Origin of the sequence: uncultured Aquimarina sp. (assembly GCF_947500065.1) — a bacterium.
In the GTDB taxonomy this organism is placed as follows: Bacteria; Bacteroidota; Bacteroidia; order Flavobacteriales; family Flavobacteriaceae; genus Aquimarina.
This window is the reverse complement of the sequence record NZ_CANMQT010000004.1, coordinates 238840-263024: the sequence shown is the minus strand read 5'-3', so window position 1 is coordinate 263024 and position 24185 is coordinate 238840. Positions and strand designations below refer to the sequence as shown.

Below are 24185 nucleotides of genomic sequence, written 5' to 3'. Positions count from 1 at the left end.
TTAACTTATTAGCATACTGAATAGAATACATGAGTTTATTTAAAAAAATACTCTCTTCTGAGAAAAAAGAAACCTTAGATAAAGGACTAGAGAAGTCTAAAACTAGTTTTTTTTCTAAACTAAGTAAAGCCGTTGCTGGTAAATCTAAAGTAGATGATGATGTGCTGGATAACCTCGAAGAGGTTCTGGTTACTAGTGATGTTGGAGTAAAAACTACCATTAAAGTTATAGAAAGAATTGAAGATCGAGTTGCTAGAGATAAGTATCTGGGAACTGATGAATTAAATAAAATTCTGAGAGAAGAGATTGCAAGCTTACTTTCTGAAACCAATTCTGGTGAAGCTACGGATTTTGAAATTCCTGTAGGTAAAAAACCATATGTTATCATGGTTGTGGGTGTGAATGGTGTGGGGAAAACGACTACAATAGGTAAATTAGCATATCAATTCAATAAAAAAGGTTTGAAAGTGGTTTTAGGAGCTGCGGATACGTTTAGAGCTGCGGCTATTGATCAGTTACAGGTTTGGGCTGATCGTGTGGATGTACCTATCGTAAAACAAGATATGGGTAGTGATCCCGCGTCTGTAGCTTTTGATACTTTGGAATCAGGAGTAAATCAGGATGCAGATGTTATTATAATTGATACTGCAGGAAGATTGCATAACAAAGTTAATTTGATGAATGAATTGACTAAGGTAAAACGTGTTATGCAGAAAGTTGTAGGAGATGCTCCACATGATGTTTTATTAGTCTTGGATGGTTCTACAGGTCAAAATGCATTCGAACAAGCAAAACAGTTTACAGCCGCTACAGAGGTGACATCATTAGCTGTTACTAAGCTTGATGGAACGGCAAAAGGAGGTGTGGTTATAGGTATCAGTGATCAATTCCAGATTCCTGTAAAATATATTGGAGTAGGAGAAGGGATCGAAGATCTTCAGGTATTTAATAAATATGAATTTGTAGATTCGTTTTTTAAGTAGATTCAGAATCAACGTGAATAGATATTGGGTAGACCTTTTAACTAAAATTCTCTTCTTATATTGTGTCATTGTAGTTGGGTTAAATGTATATTCAGCTATAGTTTTTTTGTTTTCTTCTAGAAACCCGCTAATCCCAAATCAGTTATATAGGAATCAAATTTTCATACGTCTTCTTTTCGTATTTCCATATGTTTTAGTAGTATTTTTCACCTTAAAATGTATGGTTTCAAAAAAGGAGAATTTAAAGTTACTTATAATCTCAGTGATGGCTTTATTAGTATATAGTTTTTGGATATATCCATTAATTGCTCTTAAGATACTACATTGGTAGATAAAATATAAGCTGTTACAAAATAGTTAAAAAGGTGTTACGCTATATAGGTGGCGCCTTTTTTTTATACTTTCAAAGTTCGAAACACTTTGATAACTATTGTTCTATGAAAAGCTTACTATATGTTTTTATAACACTTCTCTTTTTTGTTTCCTGTAAAAAGGAAAAAGAAAAACTAGAAAAAGAAGTACAACCGAAGGTAGTTTGGCAATCTTATAATGAAAATGAAGATTTAACGGCTACTAAAAAATTAGAACAAGATAGAATGCATCTTAAATTGGTGAATTCTAAAGTTCTAGATAAGAATGATATATGGAGATCTTTAGAATCAGAGTTGGATTATTTTTCTGAAGAAGATTATAATAGATTAAAACAATTTATAATTGAAAAAGATATACCTTCTATTCAGCAAAACATAAGAGATGGGGATCTTTCTTATGAGGATTTGACAAAGTTTTATGTTTATAGAATCCGTAAATATGAAAGTGATAATTCTTTATCATTAAATTCTGTAATATCGCTAAACTCTAATGCTGTGGAACAAGCGAGAGCATTGGATAAGGTGGATAAGAATACTGTTGATGTAAATTCGGTTTTTGGAATGCCAATCATGCTTAAAGATAATATTGGTACTGAAGATATGCTAACAACAGCTGGTGCCATCGCATTGCAAGAAAATAAAACAAGCAATGCTTTTATTACTAAAAGGTTAATAGATCAAAATGCAATAATTTTAGGGAAAGCCAACCTTAGTGAATGGGCTTACTTTTTGTGTATTGGCTGTCCAGTTGGTTATAGTGCAATTGGAGGTCAAACCTTGAATCCTTATGGTAGAATGGTTTTTGAAACTGGGGGTTCGAGTTCTGGGAGCGGTGCTACGGTAGCTGCTAATTTTTGCGTAGCAGCTGTTGGAACAGAAACTAGCGGATCTATTTTATCACCATCTAGTCAGAATTCTGTTGTAGGATTAAAACCTACTATCGGTGTATTGAGTAGGTCAGGTATTGTGCCAATTTCCAGTACTTTGGATACTCCTGGACCGATGACTAAAACTGTTATTGATAATGCGATCTTATTGAATGCTATGATTGGTAAAGATCCTAATGATTCGGCTTCTGTATCAACAGAAAAGGATTTTGTTTCTTCTGTCAATAATTCAACGTTACAAGGAAAGCGTTTTGGGGTGATAAAAGATTTATTAAAAGATTCTATATATAACATTGCTATTGAAAAAGTGGAAATTGCTGGAGGAATAATTATAGAGGTAGAGCCTGAACAGACCCAGCTACCAGGTTTTCTGAGTATTTTGAATATTGATATGAAAAACGATCTACCTAAATATATCAATTCATATGCAAGTAAGAATGTAGTTGTGAAAACTATTGAAGATGCAGTTGCTTTTAATTTGCAAGATACATTAATCAGAATCCCATATGGACAAGGGGTATTTGAGGGAATTATTCAGGATAGTACTACAATCGAAGGTTTAGAAAAAATAAAGAAAAACCTTAAGACCATTGCTCGGAATTATTTTGATATCCATATGGATAAACATAATCTAGATGCTGTATTATCAATAAATAATTATCACGCAGGTTATGCTGCAGTTGCTAAATATCCGGCACTAACAGTACCAATGGGGTATACGGATAAAGGGGAGCCAAAAGGGCTAACATTTATAGCAGAACCTTTTTCTGAAGCAAAATTACTGCAATTGGGTATTGCGTATGAATTGATATCTAAGGAGCGAAAAGCGCCAATGATATATATGGATTGAGTGCATAAAAAAAAGGCTGCTAAATTAGCAGCCTTAAATTTTTAAGCGATACGGATGTTATTCTTAGTAAACTGTTTGTAAGGCTGTTCTGTCTCCAGAAGTAAAAGGGCGATCTGATCCATTACTGCAAGCTAACATCCAAGAGCCATTTTCTGGTCCTGATGGTGTACCTGGAATATAGATAGCACCTACTCCTGCTTGTCCTTCGTCGCTTGTGGATCCTCCACAGCTAAACGAGCGATCTGAAAAATCGGTATGACGAAATCCTATGGCATGTCCGATTTCGTGGGCAATAACAGTTGCTGCATCTGCAGGAATTCCACCTCTACGAGGGTTGTAGATATCGGAATTTAGAACAATAGGAGACGCCGGGTCTCCATTAGCATCCGGAAAACCTGCGCTTCGACCAAGGATAACACCTCCGCCTCTTACTCTTTTTAGCTTCTGTGCTAAAATATCAATATCAGCACCAGCGCCGTTAGCTCTTTGGAAAGAAATGTCTAGTCCTAGAGAGTTGTAGCGGTTTAATGCATCATCAAAAGCAGCTTGCATGGTGGAATTAAATTTAGAATCCATGTATACATTAACTACTCTTGGGGTGCTTACTACGTTGGTGGTTCTGTAGTGTTTGTTGTTTTCGTTTCCGAAACCAACTGTTGGAAGCATCTGCTCAATTTGTTTTTCTGTTAGGAAAATGTCTTCTACAGAAATCCCTTGTTTACCGTCAAAAGTGTCTTCAAAAGCGGTTTTCGTGTCAAAACCTAAAGTTTCGAGTTTGGCTTTTACTAGTGGATCAATTGTTTCTAGGTTAGTAGAATCAGATTCACATGAAATAAACATAGAAGCTGTTAGTAGTGCAGCTCCGAACAATGGTAAAAATCTACTTTTTTTCATAAGTTGAGTGTTTGTTTTGAGTTAAATGAAATTGTTTGACAACAAATACAATTAAAATATTTGTTTGAATAAAATATAATTTTGTTTGGGGGTAGGTTTTAAATTAAAAAGTGTCAATTGTAAGTGGACACTTTTTGGGTGTTCTAGTTTGTTAAAGATGCTCTGGCACCATCAGCTTCTAATACAGATCTCATTCTTAGTTTTTGACCATTAGAGAACATGTACATGCAAGCATCATCTACATAATCCATGTAATTCATGGTCATATCAGTGGACTTGCAATGAGTTGTTGGGTATGTTGGACATCCGTAGTTAGCTCTGTCTGATGAAGGTGTGTCAATTACAAAATCATCTTGTCTGCAACGACCATCACCCCAGATGTGTCTTAGATTTAGGTAGTGACCTACTTCATGTGTAGTTGTTCTGCCGCCGTCAAATGGAGCTGCTACATAACCTTGATTTCCAAAATACTGAGGAGCTATTACTACTCCATCTGTATCTGGACTTCCTCCAGGAAATTGGGCGTAACCTAAGATTCCTCCACCAATATTACAAACCCACATATTTAGGTAATTGGCTGGATCTATTGGGTCGACACCGCCTTGACTGGATTTTTTCATATCATCTCTGGTTCCCCATGAAGTCCTAGAAGATGAAGTTCTTGTTACTCCAGCAAGAGTAAAGTTGATCTGAGTGTCTGCTGCATTATCTGTAAACTCTGCAGGGATTTGGTTGGCATCAGAGTTGTTCATTCTAAAATCTTTATTTAGAACGGCAATCTGAGAATTGATCTGTGCGTCACTAATGTTTTCCTGGTTATTGCTGTATATTATATGAACGTATACAGGGATGTTAACTACAGGGAAGTCAACAGATGGTTCTTCTTCTTCTCCGCCGCCATTTCCACCGCCGTTTCCATTTCCTGGTCTTTTGGATTTGATAAAGCTTTTGGTTCTGGATTCGATAGCTGCCAATTTGTTAGCAAACTCTGGGTTTTCTTTTAGCTGTCTTTTTAAGTTGTAATCAGAATGGCATGCTCTGGATTTGCCTGTAATTTCCCCGTTTTCTTTGACGATTTCCTGCTGAGTTGGATTTTGTTCGGAAATTTCATCTTTAGAACAAGCTGTTACAATTAGTGCAAGGGCTGTAAAGCCCAAAAATACTTTTTTCATAAAAATGTAAATTGAGTTAAATGATTTGCCCAAATGTAATTAAAACAATATGAAACACACAACAATTTTCATAAAAACTTGTGTATTTGGTAATTGTTAACTTGTGTTTTTTTAATGTAAAATACTGTAAATCAACATTTTATACTCATTTTTAAAAGTAGTATTTATACTATTAAAATTTAGTTAATAAAAAAAGGAGAAACTCTTACGAGTAACTCCTTTTTTACCAAAATAAAGATATAATTCAAACCTCTGCTGGGATAGATAAATTGGTCTTACGTATGAAAAATTAACTCTATTAGCAGAGGTTTTAAAGTTGAATAATATTGCGTTAATTCAACTAAATTTTCCCTAATTGTTTTGTTGATTTATTTTATATTTTTAAAGATATTACTAATAATAAGGAGCTATAAACAATCATGAAACCTCCATATATTAATATCTGATGTTTTTCTACTAAATTTAATATTGACATGGGTACTATATTGTTAGGTTTAAATAAATTCCTCTTATATTCAATTAGTCACTCATAACTAGGGGTAATATTGAATTGTAAGTATACATCTTATTATTATACAAATATTAACTAGGTCCATTATCATCTCCAAGACCTCCGTCATCATCAGTATCATCATCATTTTCTAAGCAGATTTCGGTATACATTGCCCAACTGTTTCCAGGAAACCCATCTCCTGTAGCCCAAGCTGTCTCTTCACCGCAGTAATTGTTTCCATCGTCATTTGATTTTAACGTTGCGGTTGGTGGATTATCTGTATCATCATCATTGTTGTCTTCAGTACATTCTCCACAGTCAACCTCCGCGTGTGCAGCTAAACAAAAGCATTCTCCGATATCAGATAATGGAATTGTATAGGTATATTCGTTTACACCACCAAAATGTTCAGTTTTGTAAGGAAACTTACCTATTTTGGGATTTCCTTTTTTAGTCATTGGCATATCTTCACAAGTACCAACATATAGATGTGTTGCTTTTAGAGTCCAACTACCATTAGTATTGGTAGATTTAAAAGAACTACTATCTCCTTCTCCTTCATCGCTAGAGCAATTAGTTTTGTAGGTTACATATGCATTAACTCCATCAGAAGTAACAGTAATTGTTCCTGCAATGTGATGTTGACCTGCCATTAAATTGGTTGTGTAAGGATTTCCATCTGCTGATACGGTAAGCATTTTTACATTTACTCCTGTTTTGATCTCATTTGATTGGTCAATTGAAGTAAATGTTTCATTTTCACAACTTGCCGATATTGTGACTAATAATATAATGCATAATTTAAAAAATGCACTTGTTATTGTTTTAAATGAATTTCTCATAATTGGTTTACTTTTTATTCCGGGGTTTATGTATCTAAGCTCTATCAAAGAATAGTTCATCTTTACTGATGCCTGGATCATTTCTGTCATCCAGCATAATTCTATTCTCTTTTATTTTTTTGACATTCCATTCATTATTTAGCTTGTTTAATGGGGCTTCAGTTCCAAAATCAAGGGTAGCATCTAATCCTCCATCTGCTCTGGTACACACTGACCAAGTTCCGTTTGTGATCATATTATTACTGGGGTCTCCATCGTTATCTTCCAGCATAATTGACACTGTACCATCTTCTGAGAAATCAAAAACATAATCTCTATAGTTATTGGTTTCATTACTTTGGTTGTCTTTGTATTTTTGAACTTCTAAAAGCTGGCTAGTGATTACCTGTGTGAAACGCTCCTCACTTAGATCGTTTTCATCACAATCGTCAATAGCATTTTCAATTATATCTTCCAGATCTTCTAGATTAGTAATGACCATCTCAGTGCCGTCAGAAAGAATTACTGTTATAGGAAAACTAATATTTACAATATCATCTTCGTCAAGATCTCTAATGAAATCGTGTAATTCATTATCACTATTGAATGTGATGGTCTCTAGCAGTTCGCTATTTTCATTGAATACAGAAACTGAGAATGGATATTGAAAATCAATACATTCAATATCATCATCATCATCATCATCTTCACAATTCTCAATTAATTGTTCTAGCTGATTCTCATTCTCGATGATCATTTCAGAAAAATCACTTGAAATTATAGTAATTGGAAAAATAAAGTCCAGATCATCAATATCATCTTCAAGTTGGTTGAAAATTTCTTCAATAAGTTCGAAATCTTCTTCAGAATCAATATATACATCGACACCGTTTACATTCACAGTAACAGGTAATTCAATGTTAAAACAACTGGAGCCATCTAATATATTATCTCCAGAACCATCATTCATGACTGTTTTTAATATAAGATCGGCGACCTTAGAATTTGCTTCCAGCGTTTGATCTTGTGGGGATCCAATTTCTTCATCAAGTTCCGTTCTACAACCAGTAACAAGAATGATTGAAGAAAGGATTAAAAAACTAATTATTGGTTTTATTTGTGTTTTCATGATATTTGAGGTTTTTTAAGTTGGTCTTCTGAATACTAAAACAACTAAGTTTTAAAAACTCCTTTATTATTTTTCTTTTTTTCTACATTTACCGCCAAATCTTCTTTGAATATGTCAAAAGAATTGCAGGAAAACGTTTGTGAAGAAAAGATATTTTCGATGATTTACCGAAAGTATTCTAAGGACATATATAATTTTCTTTATTATAAATATGGAGAGACATTAGAGTCAAATGATAAGATGCAGGATGTGTTTATCAAACTACTGTCTCATTGTAAAGAGGTGACTCCTGATAAGGCGAAAGGTTTTTTATTTAAGGTAGCAAAGAATATGATGCTTAATGCTATCAAACATAAAAAAGTGGTGCTCAAACACAGAGAAATAAAACCAAAAGATTATACAAACGAATCTCCTGAATTTATTTTAGAGCATCAGCAATTTTTGAAAAGATACCAGCAGGCACTTAGTAGATTGACAGAAGACCAACGAACCGCTTTTTTACTAAATAAGGTAGAAGGAAAAAAACATGCTGAAATTGCAGAGATGCTTGGAATTACCAGAAAAGCTGTGGAGAATAGAATTTATACTGCTTATAATAAGCTAAAAAGTGAACTGGAAGGATTTAAATAAAAAGGAGTTTTTAAAACTTAGTTGTTCTATATATAGAAGAAAGAATGAAAATGGATAAAGAATATTTAATAAAGAAATGGTTGGCAGACGAATTAACGGATGCGGAACTTGAGGCTTTTAAGAAATTGGATGATTATGATATGCATACCAAAATTCTTGAAGGTGCTCAGTATTTTAAAGCTTCTGACGTTTCCGAAATTAGTGATATAAATGATATGTATGTCAGAATGGAAAACGCTGCTAACGCTGTTTCTGAAAAAACTAATTGGTATCGACCATTATTAAAGGTAGCCGCAGTATTTGCTGTGTTATTGGGTATTTCTTTCTTTTTCTTCACAGATAATGATAGTACAATTAAGACACTAGCTAATCAAAAGCTAACTATTGAACTTCCAGACGCTTCAGAGGTAGTGGTTAACGCAAAATCCATACTCGTTTTTAATGAAAACAAATGGGAGACTAAAAGGGAAGTGAGTCTTACTGGAGAAGCTTTTTTTAAAGTAAAAAAAGGATCTGCCTTTGATGTAATCACAAAGGATGGTAAGGTAACTGTTTTAGGTACTCAGTTTAATGTGAAAAACAGAGAAAATTATTTCGAAGTTAAATGCTTTGAAGGTCTTGTAAGAGTGAAACATGGAGAATATACACGGAATTTGCCAGCAGGTAATACTTTAAGAGTTATAGATGGGAATCTTACTTTTGAAACGGTTAATTTGAATAATCCTCAATGGTTAAGTAATATTAGTAGTTTTAAAAGTGTTCCATTTTATGAGGTTATAAATGAGTTCGAAAGACAATATGATATCAAAGTGACTATGAATGGTATCGATACAAAAAGACTTTTTACGGGAGGTTTTGTTCATAATAACCTACAAGAAGGTTTAAAATCTATAACTTTACCTCTAGATCTGACTTATAGCATTGATATCAATAATAACATCACGTTGCGTTATAATAAATAAGATATGTAAAGTACTTTTACTTCTCTTATTTACTATTTTTTATGTTCCTTTATATGGTCAAACCAAAGAGGAAAAGGACTCAACTCGCTTAGTTGATCAATTAATTCAGCTAGAAGCAAAATTTCCATATAAGTTTACCTATGCTGATGATACCATAGAAAATGTTTTTGTCAGTAGTATTCCACAGGAATTTTCATTTGATCAAGTTCTTGATTTTTTAAGACAAAAAACTAATCTTGTCTTTACCATCATTAATAATAATTTTGTTTCTATAAACAAAGGAGATACATCTCGGTTGTTCTGTGGATTTATCACGGAAATAAGAACAAAAAATCCTCTTTATGGAGCCACTATTCGAGGAAAAAAAACATCTACGATAAGTGATAAAGACGGATATTTTCAATTAGAGGTTTTTAGTGATAATGAAACCATAATCATTGGTCATCTTGGGTTTAGAACTACCTATCGAATTGCTAGCTCTTTTACAAAAGAAGATTGCGCTCCGATTTATCTGGAGCCCAAAACTGAAATTTTAGCAGAAGTTATTCTTAAAGACTATCTAACCAAAGGAATTAGTAAAACGGATGATGGAGCCTTTCAGGTAGAATATGATAATTTTGGGATACTTCCGGGTTTAATTGAAGCAGATGTACTACAAACTATACAGGCACTTCCGGGTATACAAAGTGCTGATGAAACGGTTTCTAATATTAACATCAGAGGTGGTACTCACGATCAAAACTTAATTCTTTGGGATGGTATCAAAATGTATCAATCGGGACATTTTTTTGGACTGATATCAATCTTTAATCCGTCGATTACAGGAAAAGCCGTTTTGATAAAAAATGGAACGGGGGCTGAGTTTATGGATGGGGTTTCAGGTACAATTTTAATGAATACGGATACTGAAATTAATACAGATTTCAAAGGTAGTATTGGGTTTAATCTTATCAATGCAGACGCTTTTACAGATATGCCGATTGGAAAAAAATCATCGTTACAGCTTTCTGCCAGAAAATCAATAAGTAACCTTATTAAAACTCCTACCTATGAACAGTATTTTGACAGAATTTCTCAAGATAGTGAGATAGGTAGTAATAATGAAACGGATATAGAATTTGATTTTTATGATATTAATCTTCGATGGAACTGGAAAATTTCAGAAAAAGATAAGCTTAGAATAAATTTTTTAGGAATAAATAACGAATTGGTTTTTACCGAAAATGAAATGATTGGTAATATCAATAGTTCCAGACAAAGTAATCTGGTTCAGAATAGTATTGCAGGAGGAATTTGGTATCAGAGGTATTGGAGTAACCAGTTTACAACATCGCTGCAGCTATACGAAACAGATTATAAGTTGCAATCTGTAAATGCCAATCTTCAGGATCAGCAACGTTTTTTGCAAGAAAATATAGTGTCTGAAACAGGAATAAAGTTAAATACTCATTATACGCCCAGGGCTAATATTAACTGGCTTAATGGGTATCAACTTACAGAAACAGGTATCTCTAATCTTAATGATATTGATAACCCTGTTTTTCGGGAAAATAGAGTACGAGTAATTCGCAATCATAGCTTCTTTTCACAGATAGGCTATAAAGGGTTGAGAGCACAGAATTCAGTCAATTTTGGCCTAAAATATAGTTATAACGAAAAATTTAGAACACATTTAATAGAGCCAAGATTAAGTTATAATCAAAAGTTTCTTGATTATTTTAATTTCGAAGTATTAGGAGAATTTAAACATCAGAATACATCTCAAATCATAAATTTTCAGAATGATTTTCTGGGTATAGAGAAACGAAGATGGGTTTTAGCAAATGATGAGGATATTCCAGTTATTAAAAGCAAACAAGTTTCTTTAGGATTACAATACAATAGAAAAGGTTGGCTTATTAGTTCTGAAGGATATTATAAAATGGTAGAAGGAATTACTGCTAGAAGTCAAGGATTTCGGAATCAATATGAGTTCGAAGAAGCGATTGGAGATTATGTAGTTACTGGTGCAGATTTTCTTATAAATAAAAGGTTTAAAAATGTAAGCTCTTGGTTGAGTTATTCGTACGTGAATAATGAATATACTTTTGATGCTTTTGACGAGAGAAAATTTCCTAATAATATAGATATAGCACATTCTTTAACATTAGGAGTTGCATACACAATGAAAGATTTAAAAGTATCTACGGGTTTAAATTGGCATTCTGGTCTGCCTACAACGAGACCGGTTTTTATGAATGAAGTAGAAAGTAATGAAATTAATTATGATCTAGCAAACAGTGGTAGACTAAATGAGTATTTACGACTGGATATTTCCGCCACCTATGATTTTGCTTTAACCAGAAAGATAAAATGTCATGCTGGTATTTCCGTTTGGAATTTTTCTAACAAGGATAATACAATTAGTAACTATTATCGAATCAATGAAGAAAATCAACCTAAAGAAGTCGTTAATTCTTCTCTGGGAATCACACCTAATGCAACATTTAGAGTACTATTTTAATTAATAAGTGCATTTATTTTTATCCATAGATCATTATCAAAACTTGATGGGCCTAATAAAGCTTGACCAGTATCATCTCCCATTCGTACAATCACTAAATTCTGACTGGGAACTACATATAGTTTTTGATCATTTTTTCCTAAACCGGCTATGAGGTCATCGGGTGCATCTGGCATCAATTCTCCAGCAAATTCATTTTCGAATGCTGGTGCTCTAAAACTAGATTTACCATTTAACCACCATAGATATCCATAGGATTGATTTAGGTTTTGTGAAGTGGTAGTCATTTCTGTAAAGTAGTTTTGGTCAGTAAGAATTTGGGTAGAATCCCAGGTTCCTTGGTTTAGATTTAAAAGTCCGAAACGAGCCATGCTTCTGGCTGTGCTATAATATATATTAGTATATCCAAGGCTGATCCAAGCTCCATTCATACCAATTCTATTTTTTAGTTTTGCGTCAAAATAATCACTATACTCCATATTCACAGCTCCAGCAACGATATCTGTAAGTAATGTGTATGCAGCATTGTGATAATACCAAAAACTTCCAGATTCATTGAGATATGTTAGGCAATCAAAATCTGTACAATTTTGATTAGATACATTATAATCTAGACCAGTAGTCATGGTCAAATGATTTCTAACCGAAATTGCATTCTGCTGATCAGTTGTGATATTTGCCCACTGAGTTTCTAAATATAGAGAAGAAGGTTCATTAATATCTAATAAACCATCTTGTTGAGCTAGTCCAACGGTAAAAGCAGTCAACGTCTTTCCGGCTGAGTACCAAGGATTATTATCAGAAACAGAGGCTCCGTTAAAGTATTTTTCGACTACAATTTTTCCGTTTTTCAGAATAATAAAAGCTTTGGTTTCTTTTTCTTTAAGAAAATTATAAAGAGGCTGTTCTGCGTCAGTATTCCATCCCAGGTCTGTAATAGTAGTGGTTTCCCAATCATCAGAATTAACGGGAGGGAAATATATCTCATCTGGATTCTCGATAACAACTTCATCTATTATTTCATTAGAATTATCAGAACAAGAAAGCGTAAAACTTAGTAGTAAAAATAGAAATGGAGTCATTATATTTTTCATAGGTTGGGGATTATTCTAGGATTGGACTTTACAATATACAAAAGGTTTAAAACATTGACTTTTTTTAACATTTAGAGTTATTAATAATAATACCCAAAACTTTAGTTATTCATTGTATCTTTGCAAACCTTTATCCGGAAGATATGAGAACAAAGACTTTAAAAAAGAATAAGATCAATGTAGTTACATTAGGTTGTAGTAAGAACGTGTATGATAGTGAGGTTCTTATGGGACAACTGAAAGCAAATAACAAGGAGGTTGTTCATGAAGAAGAAGGAAATGTTGTAGTTATTAATACTTGTGGTTTTATTGCCAATGCTAAAGAAGAATCTGTAAATACTATTTTAGAGTATGTGCAGAAAAAGGATCAAGGTATTGTAGATAAAGTTTTTGTTACTGGTTGTTTGTCTGAACGATATAAACCAGATTTAGAAAAAGAAATTCCAGATGTAGATCAGTATTTTGGAACTACAGAACTTCCTGGCTTGTTAAAAGCATTAGGTGCTGATTATAAACATGAATTAATAGGAGAAAGATTAACAACTACTCCTAAGAATTATGCATATTTAAAAATAGCTGAAGGCTGTGATCGACCTTGTTCTTTTTGTGCAATCCCATTGATGAGAGGTACTCATAAGTCGACTCCAATCGAAGAATTAGTTACGGAAGCAGAAAAATTAGCAGCAAATGGAGTTAAAGAATTGGTGTTGATCGCTCAAGATTTAACGTATTATGGACTGGATTTATATAAAGAAAGGAAGCTAGCTGACCTGCTTAGAGAATTGGTTAAGGTTGATGGGATTGAGTGGATACGATTGCATTATGCATTCCCAACTGGTTTTCCAATGGAGGTGCTAGAGGTAATGAAGCAAGAACCTAAAATCTGTAATTATATTGATATACCGTTGCAGCATATAGCCGATCCTATACTTAAATCTATGCGTCGTGGTACAACCAAAGCGAAAACTACTAAGTTGCTTAAAGAATTTAGAGAAGCTGTTCCAGAAATGACAATTCGTACTACACTAATTGTTGGTTATCCAGGAGAGACGCAAGAGGATTTTGAAACATTAAGGAATTGGGTAAAAGAAATGCGTTTTGAACGTCTTGGATGTTTTACGTATTCTCATGAAGAAAATACACATGCTTTCAATTTAGAAGATGATGTTCCTGAAGAGGTGAAAATGGATCGTGCTAACGAAATTATGGAGATCCAATCTCAAATTTCGTGGGAATTAAATCAACAAAAAATAGGGAAAGAGTTTAAGGTGGTTATTGACCGCAAAGAAGGACCATATTTTGTGGGTAGAACAGAGTTTGATTCTCCTGATGTGGATAACGAAGTATTAATTGATGCATCCAAGTTTTATTTAAAAACAGGAGAATATACCAACGTTAAAATATATGAAGCAGAGGATTTTGATTTATATGGAGAAGTAATTTAATCGGTTGTAATCGGTTTGTAATCTCCATCAAAGACCGTTTTCCATGTTTTACCTTTATCTGTGCTTTGTTGCCAAGTTTGTCTTACCGTATTATCAGGGTTTTTCTGCCAGGATATTTTGTTAGCTAATGATGTACTTTTATCCGTATTAATTTCATTTTGTAATACCATGGCTCCATTCTCAATATTCCCTTGGATGTGTAATGTTAAACCAGAATTGTCCACCCAGAATTGCTCCCATTGATCTGTTCTAGAATTGTATTTATTTAAGCTAGTTCCGTAGTATTTAGAGGTAGTAGAACGATATGTTTCTTTTATTACTTTATCATCAATAATAGCTTCAATTTTACTTTTACCAACAATAGTATCTGTTCCGTGTTTATAGACATCCCATTCGCCAATCCAAAAATTAAATTCTGCATATTTATGGTCTACGTTTTTTTGTGCAGACGTTGGAGTCGATGCGTAAAGGAGTAGAAGAAAAAAAATACTGAGTTTAGTCATATTTGGGATAATTGAATTCCACTTGACTTTAAAGATAAAAAAAAATCGAGGATTATTAATAATCCTCGATTTGTGCGTAATACTCTTTTAGATTTTTTGGCTAATTCTATTTATAAGAGAACTTTATGTCTTTATTTTATTAAGGGGACACAGTTTTATATTAAACGCGTTTTTTTTTATTTAATTTTATTCGGGCGCAAAAGTATTTAAAAAAGAGATACAAAACTTCAAGTTTGTAGTAGGATTAATCGCGCTTTTCTAATTGTTAGAAAAGTAGACATGAGATTTTCGCAGTGATGAAAAGGAGAGGGCTGAGGTATTATTAGTTTAATAAAAAAAACAGCTATTTGAATGTATTGTTTTTGGAATTTTATTGAGATATATTCATTTACATTTTTATTCAAAAAACAGCAAACTTAACAATTTGGTAATATTGAGGTGTTCAAATCATTGGATATTCATCAAGGAAAAATGAAATATGCATTATAGTTTAAAGTTTTATTTTTAATGATTGAATAGATAGAGGCGTTTCTAAATACTTTGTTATATAAAGAGGAGGTTTGATTTTTATAAAACCAAACCTCTTTTATTAATATTCTAAAAAATTATCTTAGATAGTTTCAAACAATTTGTTGATAGGTTTGCGAACTTTCCTACTATGCTGAGTCAAATCTTCTTCAGAACGATATCCAATAGTGGCAATAACCGCTACAGAAAGTCCTTTTTCTGATAATCCCAATATTTCATCATATGCTTCTGGCTCAAAACCTTCCATTGGACAAGCATCAATCTTAAGTTCTGCACATGCTACAAGCAGGTTTGCTAAACCAATGTATGCTTGTTTTGAAGTCCAATTTTTTGTAGCATTATCTGTAAGTTCTAAAATTTTTGATTTCATAAAATCACCATAACCTTTTAGATCATCAATATTTAATTCTTGTATATCAGCTTTTAATTTTAGATAGTCATCGATTACGTTTTCTTCTACTTTTGTATAATTACAAAATACAATTAATTGCGAAGCATCTACGATTTGGGATTGCCCCCAGGATTTTGGTTGTAATCTTTTGCGAATCTCTGTATCTTCTATAATTAAAACTTTGTACGTCTGTAATCCATAAGAGGATGCAGATAATGAAATGGCTTCTTTTATTTTTTCAAGATCAGATTCTGAAATTCTTTTTTTCGAATCAAATTTTTTAGTGGCATAACGCCATGCTAAGTTTTTTAATAGTTGCATATGTGTACGATTTATAGTGTAATAGGTACTTCTATTAATAATATTTTAGAAGAACCATTTGATTTGATTTTAATTTGTTCAACATCCCAAATACCTAATCCATCTCTTTGCTCCATTACTTGATCTTCAATAGATACATTGCCTTCGAGAAGAAAAGCATATACACCATTTTTTTTGTCTTTTAGCGTATAAGTCTGCGTGTTTTCATTTTCCAGATTACCTAGATGAAACCAGGCGTTTTGATGAAGCCAAACTCCAGTATCGTTTGCATTAGGCGATATGATTTGATGTAAGTTGTTTTTAAGATTTTTATCATCTATACTGATCTGATCATATCTGGGCGATACATTCTTTTTATCAGGAGTTATCCAGATTTGTAGAAACTTTACTTCTTTATCTGAGTTTTTATTATACTCACTGTGAAAAATACCTGTTCCAGCACTCATCACCTGTACATCTCCTTGCTTAATCACTGCGGTATTACCCATACTGTCCTCATGTTCTAGATCACCCTCTAGAGGTATGGATATAATTTCCATATTATCATGTGGATGTTTTCCAAATCCTTTGCCTGATGATACTGTATCATCATTAAGCACTCTCAATGCTCCAAAATTCATTCTCTCTGGATTGTAGTAATTCCCGAAACTAAAAGAATGATACGAGTTCAACCATCCAAAATTGGCATTCCCTCTGGTATCTGATTTATGCATTATCGTTTTCATAATATTTCCTTTCTTTATAATTTAATACAAAGTTGGGTTTTTAGATAACGATCTAAAATATGATAATACGGGAGAATGTTATAAAAATCCGATATGGTATTATTTTCTAAACTGAGAAGGAGGGGAACTTGTACATTTTTTAAAGAAATTACTAAAATTGGCAGGCTCAGTAAATCCTAATTCATATCCTATTTCTTTAGTGGTTTTATCAGAAAAACTCAAAAGTCTTTTTGCAGCGACAATAATTCTAGATTGTAAATACTCTTTAGCAGTTTTTCCAATTAGAGATTTTATAGTTCTGTTTAGGTGATCTGGCGTTACATGCAACGCTTCTGCATATTGATGTACTTTGTGCCAATCAAAAAAGTGTTCTTCTACTAGTTTTTTGTATTCTTTTAAAATGATAGAACCTACTTGTAATTGTTGAGGATCTTTTGTGTGTGTATTGCAAATATTATTACTATAAATTAGAAAAAGCTTTAGTAAGGCACCAACTGCTTCTAATTTGAATTTTGTATCAGAATAATAGGTGTCAAAAATTTGAGTACTGTAGGTGTTCAATTCTTTTAATTGTTCGTCATTTAACGGAAGAGGAGGGCTGTTGCCATAATCCTGAAATAAATTGATGTCTTCAATAAAGCGATAGTCAATATTATTCTTGACAAGAAATTGTCTAGAAAATGTAATTACCCAACCATAAGATTTTTGTTCTTCCTTAATTTGATGAACTTGTCCTGGGCTTAGAAAAAAAACTTGATGATCTTCAAGCAAAAATTTATTAAAATCTATTATGTGAGTTCCCTTGGCTTTAGAAACTAAAATTATGATATAGAAATCATGCCGATGTGGCGTATCGATTTCGCCTCTTTTTTTATCATAAATATCCTCCATTTTTTTGATCTCAAAAAGGATTTGATTTTCCATTTCATCTGATAACTTATATGTTTTTATGGAGGTCATATATGGATGTTATTATAAATTCTATTCTAATATACGAATCATCTCTTCTCCAATACCTGCCTCAAATGGATGGGCACTTGATTTTAGCAATGATAGGGTGTTGAATTGGCCTCCATATACATTCATTAGAGCATTAAGGTCTGCCCCTTGTTTAATCAAAAATCGTGTCATTTCAGGCAGGTTTGCCGGAACTTTTTGTCGCCACATTTCTACACCATTACTAGCTGTGTAATGCAATAACGTTGCCTGATGACCATATTTTGATTTTTTGGTAGTTAATTGAGGATTGGCTTTGATTATTTTTTTTAACGCTTCGAATTCACCATTTATAAGGAAGTTGACAGCCTTCTCAAAACTCTGATCGTAATGATCTTTTAGTTGTTCAACGATCTGCCAATTCTTAAAGCCGTATTCGTTAGCAACGGTTGCCCGACAATCTTTTATAGTAAACTTGTTTTTTTTCAATGTTTCTATAGGTGTTCCTAGATAATCCGGATGGTAATTATTTATTTCCTGAAGAATAAAATTCAGATTATTATGTGCACCCTCTAACATGCGATCTGCAATTTTGGTTAAGTGAGTTTTTATCATAGGATATTGATCCGTTTGATAAAGAAGATTGCCATAAAAAGATGTTAATTCCATAATCCTTTTTTAGTTTATTTATTCTATCTACATGTTTTCTTTAATGAGTTTATAATAATACAAATAAAAAGGGAAAGTCGTTTTGACTTTCCCTTCAAAATAAGATATACTCTTATTTGCTAATTCTAATCTATAAAAGAGATTTTTAGTAATTATTCATTACCTATTCCGATCTCTTCACCATCTTCTTCTTCTGTGTCATTAGTATTGATCTCTTCGTTAACTATTTCGTCATTAATAGATTCATTTTCACAAGAAACGAATGCTGTAGCTACTGCTAATACTAATAGGAATGTAATTTTTTTCATTTTTATTTATTTTAATGTTTTAATTTTATTTTGAGGGTATTTTAAATTTTAGTTTCCTAAACCGTGACTGTCATCTTCATAAATATCGATAACTTCTGGTTTGTCACTTTCTGTTTCTAATATCTCGTCTTCTACAGATGTACTTTCACATGATGCAAAAGCAATAATAAGCATAGATAAAATTGTAATTTTTTTGATCATTTTAATAAAAGTTAATTATGAGTTTGTTTAAATTTTTCTTTATTTTTTTAAAACGGGTGCAAATGTATCTAAAAAAACAATTCAAACTCTTAAAAATATCTTAACAACCCCTTGTATGTAAGGGTTTTGGGTATGTGTCTGGTGCTTATTGTTTAATAAATATGAGAGAAGTTTACGTATATGACATCTTATTGAAACAAATCAATAGATTATATGTAATTTTTGGAGGTTAATATTAAAAATAAGATAAAAATGAAATACTAGTCAAATTAACGATTTGGTAACATTGGAGCGTATATGAATGTTTGTTTTGAGAATATTTTATTGTAATAGTGTTTTTAGTAAGAATAATTTAATAAAAACTACAGAGTTGATTCATTTATTTATTTAAATAAATAACCCTTTACATAGTTCTTATTCTTAGTATTCAGTAAACGTTATGATTTGGAGATATTAATGCTTTATAGTTGGATATTTATTGAAATAAGAATTATAAATTTCAGTCATATATACCTGTTTAATGTTGTCATACCTATTTTAATTTAGGCATAATAGTTCATCATATAAACTTGTAGAATACATGTAATTAAGGTATTCATAAGACCTCTCTTTTAGAATAGTAATTCAGATGTTTTGAAACCAGCTTGATGTATTTTGAAAAACAATTCTATCCTTATATTGTTTTAAACACCACTATTTTAATTTTAAAGCCTTATCAAAATTCCAAATATCTAAGGTAGATTGTATTATAAAACCGTAGGTTGGGTGCCAGTAACTTTAATACCTAGTTCACTTAAGGTGGATACTTTTTTTGGATTATTGGTTAACATACGGATAGAAGTTACTTCTAACTCCTTTAAAATTTTAGCAGCAGGAGAAAAATCTCTTGCATCTTTTTTAAAACCTGCTGCTTTATAAGATTCCGCTTGTGACAGTCCTCTGTTTTTATGTTCAATACTTTTAAGTAACGCAAGATGTCCATTGGACTTGCCTTCTTGATCTAACCAAACGATAATTCCTTTACCTTCTTTTTTGATGAGTTGCTGAGAAATCTCCATCTGTTCTCTACAATCACATTCAATGCTATTAAAATGATGAGCAAAAATGCAAGAAGAATGTACTCTACATAATACATTTTCCTCTCCTTTAATATCACCCATGATCAATGCAAAGGATTCTTTCTGGCCATCATAAAATAAAATTTCACGATACTCCCCAAATTTTGTTTTTAGATTAGTCTCGGCAAGTTTAACTATCACTGTATTATTTTTTAATCTTTAACATCCTTGTTTTTTTCATTTAGAAGTATTGGAGTTCCAAATCCAAGCTCTTCTAGTTTTTTCATTTGAGTTTTGGCATCACCTACCACAAGATAAATCATCTTATTAGGATCCAGATATTGACTCGCTAGTTTTTTAATTTCCTCGACTGTCATATTATTTACTACATCCTCTCGTTTAGTAATATAATCCTTAGGATACTTTAAGGTACTGATATTGAACAATATATTTAATTTAGCTCCTAAAGTTTCGGAAGCTCTGGCATTACTCTTTATCAAGGAACTTTTTGTTATTTCCAAGTCGTTTTCGTTATAGTTTTTTCCATAGTTTTCTAGTATTTCTTTTACCAAACTAGTGGATTCATAAGTTACATTGGATCGTACTCCACTAGAGATGTTAAAAGAACCGAGAGTTGGGCCACCCGAAAAACCGGATCCTATACCATATGTATATCCTTTACCTTCTCTTAGTTGCTGAGTAAGTTGGGATGCAAATCCACCACCACCTAATCGGTAATTCATAATACGCGCAGGATAATAATCTTTATCAGTAGCGGCCATTGCTCGATATCCAAAACGTAACATAGATTGCTTTGCATCTGGAACGTCATAGAAATATACTTTAGATCTTTCTGGAGCCGCGGGAGTTTTGAGTTCTGGGAATCTAACATCTTTCGGTGACCAGTTTTTGTTAAGCTCCGCAAGAGATGAAGTTGCCTGATCTTTGGATATATTACCAGCAATATGTAATTTGGTTATAGACGGAGAAATATTTTCATTGTAGTATTGCTTAAGATCTTCTATTGTAATCTCCTTTATTGAAGCTTCTGTTCCTAAATTATTATGAGAGAGAATATGATCCGCTCCATATATTAGTTTTGAATATTCATTAGATGCAATACTTCTCGGGCTCGCTTGTTGTTGTTGTATTTGGCTGGTAACACTCTGTTTAATTAATCCAAACTCTTTTTCATCCCATCTAGGCTCTAGTAGGATTTCCTTAATTAATGCTATCGTTTTATCATAGTTCTTAGAGAGTGTACTTCCACTAATAATAATATTTTCATCAGTTGCATATACATTTAAGATCGCGCCAAGACTCTCTATTGCATTTTCTAATTCTTCAGCGGTTTTGTTTTTAGTTCCTTTAGTCATCAATTCTGCCAAAAGATTAGAAACCCCAACTTTATCCACATTTTCTAACAATAAACCACCTCTAATATCCATTCTAAATTGTACTAATGGTATTTCATCATTTTCAATTCCATAAACCTCAATACCAGAAGTTAATGTATCCTCCCATACTTCTGGGATAGCAACTTTTGGAGTTTCTCCATATGCCGGTTCTATAGATCGATCGAAGCTGGATGGAGTTTTTTCATAGGTCGCAGCAATACTTGAGTCAAAGTTCTCTTCTGCGCCTTCTACAATCTTTTCTTCTACTACTTCCGCTAAAGTAGAGTTTTTAAGTATTAGATCCGTTTGACCAATAGGAACAAAACTAGTAGCTACATAATGTTTCCCTTTGATATATTGGTTATATACGCGCATTACATCTTCAGTTGTTACCGCAAGTATATTTTTAACATCCTGGTTTATAAAGCCAGGATCTCCTGCGAAAATCTCATATTGCGCTAACTGAAATCCTTTTCCTACTACACTAGATAAACTATTATAGAAATTAGTTTCTTGTCCTGCTTTTATTCGATCAAGATCTTTTTTGGAAATCCCTTCAGCCTCGAACTTAGTAAACGATTCTTGTATTGCTTTATCTATATCATTTAGGTTTACTTTTTCGAATCCACGAATGATCATTCGAAATTGACCAGCTAATTCTGATCCATAATGAAACATAGTTACATTGGGAGCTAATTGTTTATCTTCTACAATTACTTTGTTAAAAGGTGCTTTTTTGCCTTCAGATAGATAGGTGGATAGTACTTCAAGAGCATAAGAGTCTTGATGATATTGATGCACAGCCGGCCACGTCATAGTAAGTTGCGGAAGACGAGCAAAATTATCTTCGTAATATAGTTTCTTAGTTTCAGTTAACGAGGCAGGCTTCTTTTCTAGTGGCGTAATATCTTCTCCTTTTTTGATCTCATCAAAATATTTATGTACCCATTCCTTAGCTTGAGTAGTATCAAAATCTCCTGCAATAGTTAAGGTTACATTATTAGGAACATACCACCTATTATAGAAATCTTTTACGTCTTGTAATGTAGCATTCTGAAGATCTTCTAGGGATCCTATTACTTGCCAGTTATATGGATGATCTTTTGGGAACATATTTTTATCAATCACATAAGATACATGTCCATAAGGTCGATTATCTACGCTTTGGCGTTTTTCATTTTTTACTACTTGTTTTTCTTTTGCCAAAACTGGATCTGTAACAGTATTGATGAAGAAACCAAGTTTGTCTGCTTCTGCCCAGATCATCTTTTCTAGGGCATCTTTAGGAACTGTTTGATAATAATTAGTTCGATCTCTACTGGTAGAACCATTAGCTCCTGATCCTCCGATACGAGCACTCATTTTATCAAGTCCTCCTTTTCCTAAGTTTTCTGATTCCAGGAATAATAAGTGTTCGAATAAATGCGCAAAACCTGTTCTTCCTTCTATTTCTCTCCCAGATCCTACATGAGCGGTTAATGCTACTGCAACAACAGGATCAGAGTGGTCGATATGAAAAATAACTTGCAATCCGTTATTTAGGGTAAATTTTTCATAATCCACTTTAAATTCCTTGGTACCAGAGTTCTCTGTGCTTTCTGCGCTAGTAGAAACTTCTTTTTTGCAGGAAATTAATGCTCCAGAAATAAGAAGTATTACGGTTAAAAATTTGATTGTTTTCATATTGATGAATATTATAATTCGAATAATTTTTAAATGTTTTATTTAGAAAGATTCCTTAACCCTTCATACACTACAATACTTACCGCATTAGCTAGGTTTAAACTTCTAATATGTTCGTTGAATATTGGTATTTTATAGGTGTTATCTTTATTGGCTTCTATAATATTTGTAGGTAAACCGACCGACTCTTTTCCGAAAATTAGAAACATATCATCTTCATAATCAACGGACCAATGATCTGTTTTTCCGTGACTGGAGAAAAAAGCCATTTTCTTTCCTTTATTGATAGATAAGAATTCATCTAAGCTTTCATAAGTTTTTAGCGAAATATGTTTCCAATAATCCAGCCCAGCACGTTTTAACCTTTTATCACTTAATTCAAAACCAAACGGTTTTACCAGATGTAAATTTGATCCTGATGCTAGACTTAAACGGCCAATATTTCCTGTGTTAGTGTGTATTTCTGGTTCTATAAGAACTATGTTATATGCCATTCTTTATATTATTTCTATCGCTTTATTTTTTATTGGAATTTGATTCGTTTAAAATAATAAGTTTTTGCCATATTTTTCTGCTTAAACCTGTTGTAAGCACCTCAATTTCATTTACAGCTCGCACCACTGCTTCATCCGGTAAACTTTGAGAATACAACGCAGCTACTTTACCAACAAGTGCAGTAGCTTCAGAACAATAATCCAGATATCTCTGCAATTCGAATCTGGTAAACGTTCGTTTAGGTGAATTTTCTGTGGCAGATTCTGGTAAATCGGTTAGATTAGGATCTTTGGTCAATTGATGCATATCAATAACATGTGCTACAACTCTAAGTTCATTAAGGGATTTAAGCGCACGTTTTGTCTTTAACCTGGATTCTAATGAAACTAAAAAGAAAATAGCCGCACCTAATAGGATGATATCGTTAAATATAGCTTCTGATATAGAAACGATATTGCTAAGTGTTGTGTTTTCTATTCGTAAGTCAATATAAGTGATACTATATATCAATCCACCTAATCCAATTAATATGACCAAGTAAGCAAAAATTCTCAAAGATAGATTTGGTTTGGAAATCCAATCTATATTTTGCTTACTATCTTGGGCGGTTTGTAAAAAATCTTGACATACTTTCTTGAGTCCTGAATTAGGAAATCGATCAGAGATACGTTTCTCCAATAATGAAATTGTATCAATAATTTTTTCAGGCTCTAATCGTATGCTTTTATTCATTGCC

22 protein-coding genes are annotated in these 24185 nt (G+C 32.7%); 6 read left to right on the top strand and 16 right to left on the bottom strand.

Features of this window, described 5'->3' with window-relative positions:
* Positions 1-29 precede the first annotated feature (29 nt).
* Entirely contained in the window at positions 30-983 is a 954-nt protein-coding gene (gene ftsY / locus Q0975_RS14010; protein ID WP_299437684.1) for a signal recognition particle-docking protein FtsY, read from the top strand.
* 437 nt (positions 984-1420) lie between these two features.
* On the top strand, positions 1421-3091 hold the full coding sequence (locus Q0975_RS14005) for an amidase family protein (protein WP_299437682.1): 1671 nt from the start codon (positions 1421-1423) through the stop codon (positions 3089-3091).
* Between the two features lie 63 nt (positions 3092-3154).
* On the opposite strand, the gene Q0975_RS14000 is transcribed toward Q0975_RS14005, so the two are convergent.
* The 4 genes from Q0975_RS14000 to Q0975_RS13985 form a co-directional block, all read right to left on the bottom strand.
* Positions 3155-3985 (bottom strand): M57 family metalloprotease, encoded by an 831-nt coding sequence (locus Q0975_RS14000; RefSeq protein ID WP_299437680.1) that lies wholly within the window; start codon positions 3983-3985, stop codon positions 3155-3157.
* 143 nt (positions 3986-4128) lie between these two features.
* Complete coding sequence (locus Q0975_RS13995) at positions 4129-5157, bottom strand: zinc metalloprotease (RefSeq protein ID WP_299437678.1); 1029 nt, start codon at positions 5155-5157, stop codon at positions 4129-4131.
* 582 nt (positions 5158-5739) lie between these two features.
* Positions 5740-6492, bottom strand: coding sequence for a hypothetical protein (locus tag Q0975_RS13990; RefSeq protein WP_299437676.1), 753 nt, complete (start codon positions 6490-6492; stop codon positions 5740-5742).
* Between the two features lie 34 nt (positions 6493-6526).
* The gene (locus Q0975_RS13985; RefSeq protein WP_299437674.1) at positions 6527-7600 is read right to left on the bottom strand and encodes a hypothetical protein; all 1074 of its coding nucleotides are present in this window, start codon (positions 7598-7600) and stop codon (positions 6527-6529) included.
* A 111-nt stretch (positions 7601-7711) separates the two neighbouring features.
* On the opposite strand from Q0975_RS13985, the gene Q0975_RS13980 reads away from it, so the two are divergent.
* From Q0975_RS13980 to Q0975_RS13970, 3 genes are read left to right on the top strand one after another with little or no spacing between them, the layout of a single operon-like run.
* Positions 7712-8230: a sigma-70 family RNA polymerase sigma factor gene (locus Q0975_RS13980; RefSeq protein WP_299437672.1), complete on the top strand. Its 519-nt coding sequence runs from the start codon at positions 7712-7714 to the stop codon at positions 8228-8230.
* A gap of 50 nt (positions 8231-8280) precedes the next feature.
* Positions 8281-9192, top strand: coding sequence for a FecR family protein (locus tag Q0975_RS13975; RefSeq protein ID WP_299437670.1), 912 nt, complete (start codon positions 8281-8283; stop codon positions 9190-9192).
* Positions 9152-11695: a TonB-dependent receptor plug domain-containing protein gene (locus tag Q0975_RS13970; RefSeq protein ID WP_299437668.1), complete on the top strand. Its 2544-nt coding sequence runs from the start codon at positions 9152-9154 to the stop codon at positions 11693-11695. The genes Q0975_RS13975 and Q0975_RS13970 overlap by 41 nt, the downstream gene beginning before the upstream one ends.
* Here the strand turns inward: Q0975_RS13970 and Q0975_RS13965 are convergent.
* Complete coding sequence (locus Q0975_RS13965; RefSeq protein ID WP_299437666.1) at positions 11692-12789, bottom strand: serine hydrolase domain-containing protein; 1098 nt, start codon at positions 12787-12789, stop codon at positions 11692-11694. The two genes, Q0975_RS13970 and Q0975_RS13965, sit on opposite strands and share 4 nt — an antisense overlap.
* Positions 12790-12932: 143 nt before the next feature.
* Between Q0975_RS13965 and rimO the strand changes: the two genes are divergently transcribed.
* Positions 12933-14234 carry a 30S ribosomal protein S12 methylthiotransferase RimO gene (gene rimO, locus Q0975_RS13960; protein ID WP_299437664.1) on the top strand — a complete coding sequence of 434 codons (1302 nt, stop codon included), beginning with the start codon at positions 12933-12935 and terminating at the stop codon, positions 14232-14234.
* Here rimO and Q0975_RS13955 read toward each other — a convergent pair.
* From Q0975_RS13955 to Q0975_RS13905, 11 genes are all read right to left on the bottom strand, one after another.
* Positions 14231-14737 (bottom strand): hypothetical protein, encoded by a 507-nt coding sequence (locus Q0975_RS13955; RefSeq protein ID WP_299437662.1) that lies wholly within the window; start codon positions 14735-14737, stop codon positions 14231-14233. The two genes, rimO and Q0975_RS13955, sit on opposite strands and share 4 nt — an antisense overlap.
* A 610-nt stretch (positions 14738-15347) precedes the next feature.
* Positions 15348-15977: an NAD(P)H-dependent oxidoreductase gene (locus Q0975_RS13950; protein WP_299437660.1), complete on the bottom strand. Its 630-nt coding sequence runs from the start codon at positions 15975-15977 to the stop codon at positions 15348-15350.
* Positions 15978-15988: 11 nt separating this feature from the next.
* Positions 15989-16702, bottom strand: coding sequence for a pirin family protein (locus Q0975_RS13945; protein ID WP_299437658.1), 714 nt, complete (start codon positions 16700-16702; stop codon positions 15989-15991).
* A 99-nt stretch (positions 16703-16801) separates the two neighbouring features.
* The gene (locus Q0975_RS13940) at positions 16802-17662 is read right to left on the bottom strand and encodes an AraC family transcriptional regulator (RefSeq protein ID WP_299437656.1); all 861 of its coding nucleotides are present in this window, start codon (positions 17660-17662) and stop codon (positions 16802-16804) included.
* Between the two features lie 21 nt (positions 17663-17683).
* Positions 17684-18307 (bottom strand): hypothetical protein, encoded by a 624-nt coding sequence (locus Q0975_RS13935; protein ID WP_299437654.1) that lies wholly within the window; start codon positions 18305-18307, stop codon positions 17684-17686.
* A gap of 152 nt (positions 18308-18459) precedes the next feature.
* Positions 18460-18615, bottom strand: a complete 156-nt coding sequence (locus Q0975_RS13930; RefSeq protein ID WP_299437653.1) for a hypothetical protein — start codon at positions 18613-18615, stop codon at positions 18460-18462.
* A 48-nt stretch (positions 18616-18663) separates the two neighbouring features.
* Positions 18664-18816, bottom strand: coding sequence for a hypothetical protein (locus Q0975_RS13925; protein WP_299437651.1), 153 nt, complete (start codon positions 18814-18816; stop codon positions 18664-18666).
* Between the two features lie 746 nt (positions 18817-19562).
* Positions 19563-20075: a GTP cyclohydrolase gene (locus Q0975_RS13920; RefSeq protein ID WP_299437649.1), complete on the bottom strand. Its 513-nt coding sequence runs from the start codon at positions 20073-20075 to the stop codon at positions 19563-19565.
* Positions 20076-20086: 11 nt separating this feature from the next.
* The gene (locus Q0975_RS13915) at positions 20087-22954 is read right to left on the bottom strand and encodes a pitrilysin family protein (RefSeq protein WP_299437647.1); all 2868 of its coding nucleotides are present in this window, start codon (positions 22952-22954) and stop codon (positions 20087-20089) included.
* Positions 22955-22992: 38 nt separating this feature from the next.
* A complete protein-coding gene (locus Q0975_RS13910; protein WP_299437645.1) occupies positions 22993-23448 on the bottom strand; it encodes a tRNA (cytidine(34)-2'-O)-methyltransferase in 456 nt (151 codons plus the stop codon).
* A gap of 22 nt (positions 23449-23470) precedes the next feature.
* Entirely contained in the window at positions 23471-24181 is a 711-nt protein-coding gene (locus Q0975_RS13905; protein WP_299437643.1) for a hypothetical protein, read from the bottom strand.
* Positions 24182-24185 lie beyond the last annotated feature (4 nt).

Coding starts and splice junctions, on each gene's coding strand:
- ftsY (WP_299437684.1), top strand. CDS start 30: ATGAGTTTATTTAAAAAAATACTCTCTTCTGAGAAAAAAGAAACCTTA.
- Q0975_RS14005 (WP_299437682.1), top strand. CDS start 1,421: ATGAAAAGCTTACTATATGTTTTTATAACACTTCTCTTTTTTGTTTCC.
- Q0975_RS14000 (WP_299437680.1), bottom strand. CDS start 3,985: ATGAAAAAAAGTAGATTTTTACCATTGTTCGGAGCTGCACTACTAACA.
- Q0975_RS13995 (WP_299437678.1), bottom strand. CDS start 5,157: ATGAAAAAAGTATTTTTGGGCTTTACAGCCCTTGCACTAATTGTAACA.
- Q0975_RS13990 (WP_299437676.1), bottom strand. CDS start 6,492: ATGAGAAATTCATTTAAAACAATAACAAGTGCATTTTTTAAATTATGC.
- Q0975_RS13985 (WP_299437674.1), bottom strand. CDS start 7,600: ATGAAAACACAAATAAAACCAATAATTAGTTTTTTAATCCTTTCTTCA.
- Q0975_RS13980 (WP_299437672.1), top strand. CDS start 7,712: ATGTCAAAAGAATTGCAGGAAAACGTTTGTGAAGAAAAGATATTTTCG.
- Q0975_RS13975 (WP_299437670.1), top strand. CDS start 8,281: ATGGATAAAGAATATTTAATAAAGAAATGGTTGGCAGACGAATTAACG.
- Q0975_RS13965 (WP_299437666.1), bottom strand. CDS start 12,789: ATGAAAAATATAATGACTCCATTTCTATTTTTACTACTAAGTTTTACG.
- rimO (WP_299437664.1), top strand. CDS start 12,933: ATGAGAACAAAGACTTTAAAAAAGAATAAGATCAATGTAGTTACATTA.
- Q0975_RS13955 (WP_299437662.1), bottom strand. CDS start 14,737: ATGACTAAACTCAGTATTTTTTTTCTTCTACTCCTTTACGCATCGACT.
- Q0975_RS13950 (WP_299437660.1), bottom strand. CDS start 15,977: ATGCAACTATTAAAAAACTTAGCATGGCGTTATGCCACTAAAAAATTT.
- Q0975_RS13945 (WP_299437658.1), bottom strand. CDS start 16,702: ATGAAAACGATAATGCATAAATCAGATACCAGAGGGAATGCCAATTTT.
- Q0975_RS13940 (WP_299437656.1), bottom strand. CDS start 17,662: ATGACCTCCATAAAAACATATAAGTTATCAGATGAAATGGAAAATCAA.
- Q0975_RS13935 (WP_299437654.1), bottom strand. CDS start 18,307: ATGGAATTAACATCTTTTTATGGCAATCTTCTTTATCAAACGGATCAA.
- Q0975_RS13930 (WP_299437653.1), bottom strand. CDS start 18,615: ATGAAAAAAATTACATTCCTATTAGTATTAGCAGTAGCTACAGCATTC.
- Q0975_RS13925 (WP_299437651.1), bottom strand. CDS start 18,816: ATGATCAAAAAAATTACAATTTTATCTATGCTTATTATTGCTTTTGCA.
- Q0975_RS13915 (WP_299437647.1), bottom strand. CDS start 22,954: ATGAAAACAATCAAATTTTTAACCGTAATACTTCTTATTTCTGGAGCA.
- Q0975_RS13910 (WP_299437645.1), bottom strand. CDS start 23,448: ATGGCATATAACATAGTTCTTATAGAACCAGAAATACACACTAACACA.
- Q0975_RS13905 (WP_299437643.1), bottom strand. CDS start 24,181: ATGAATAAAAGCATACGATTAGAGCCTGAAAAAATTATTGATACAATT.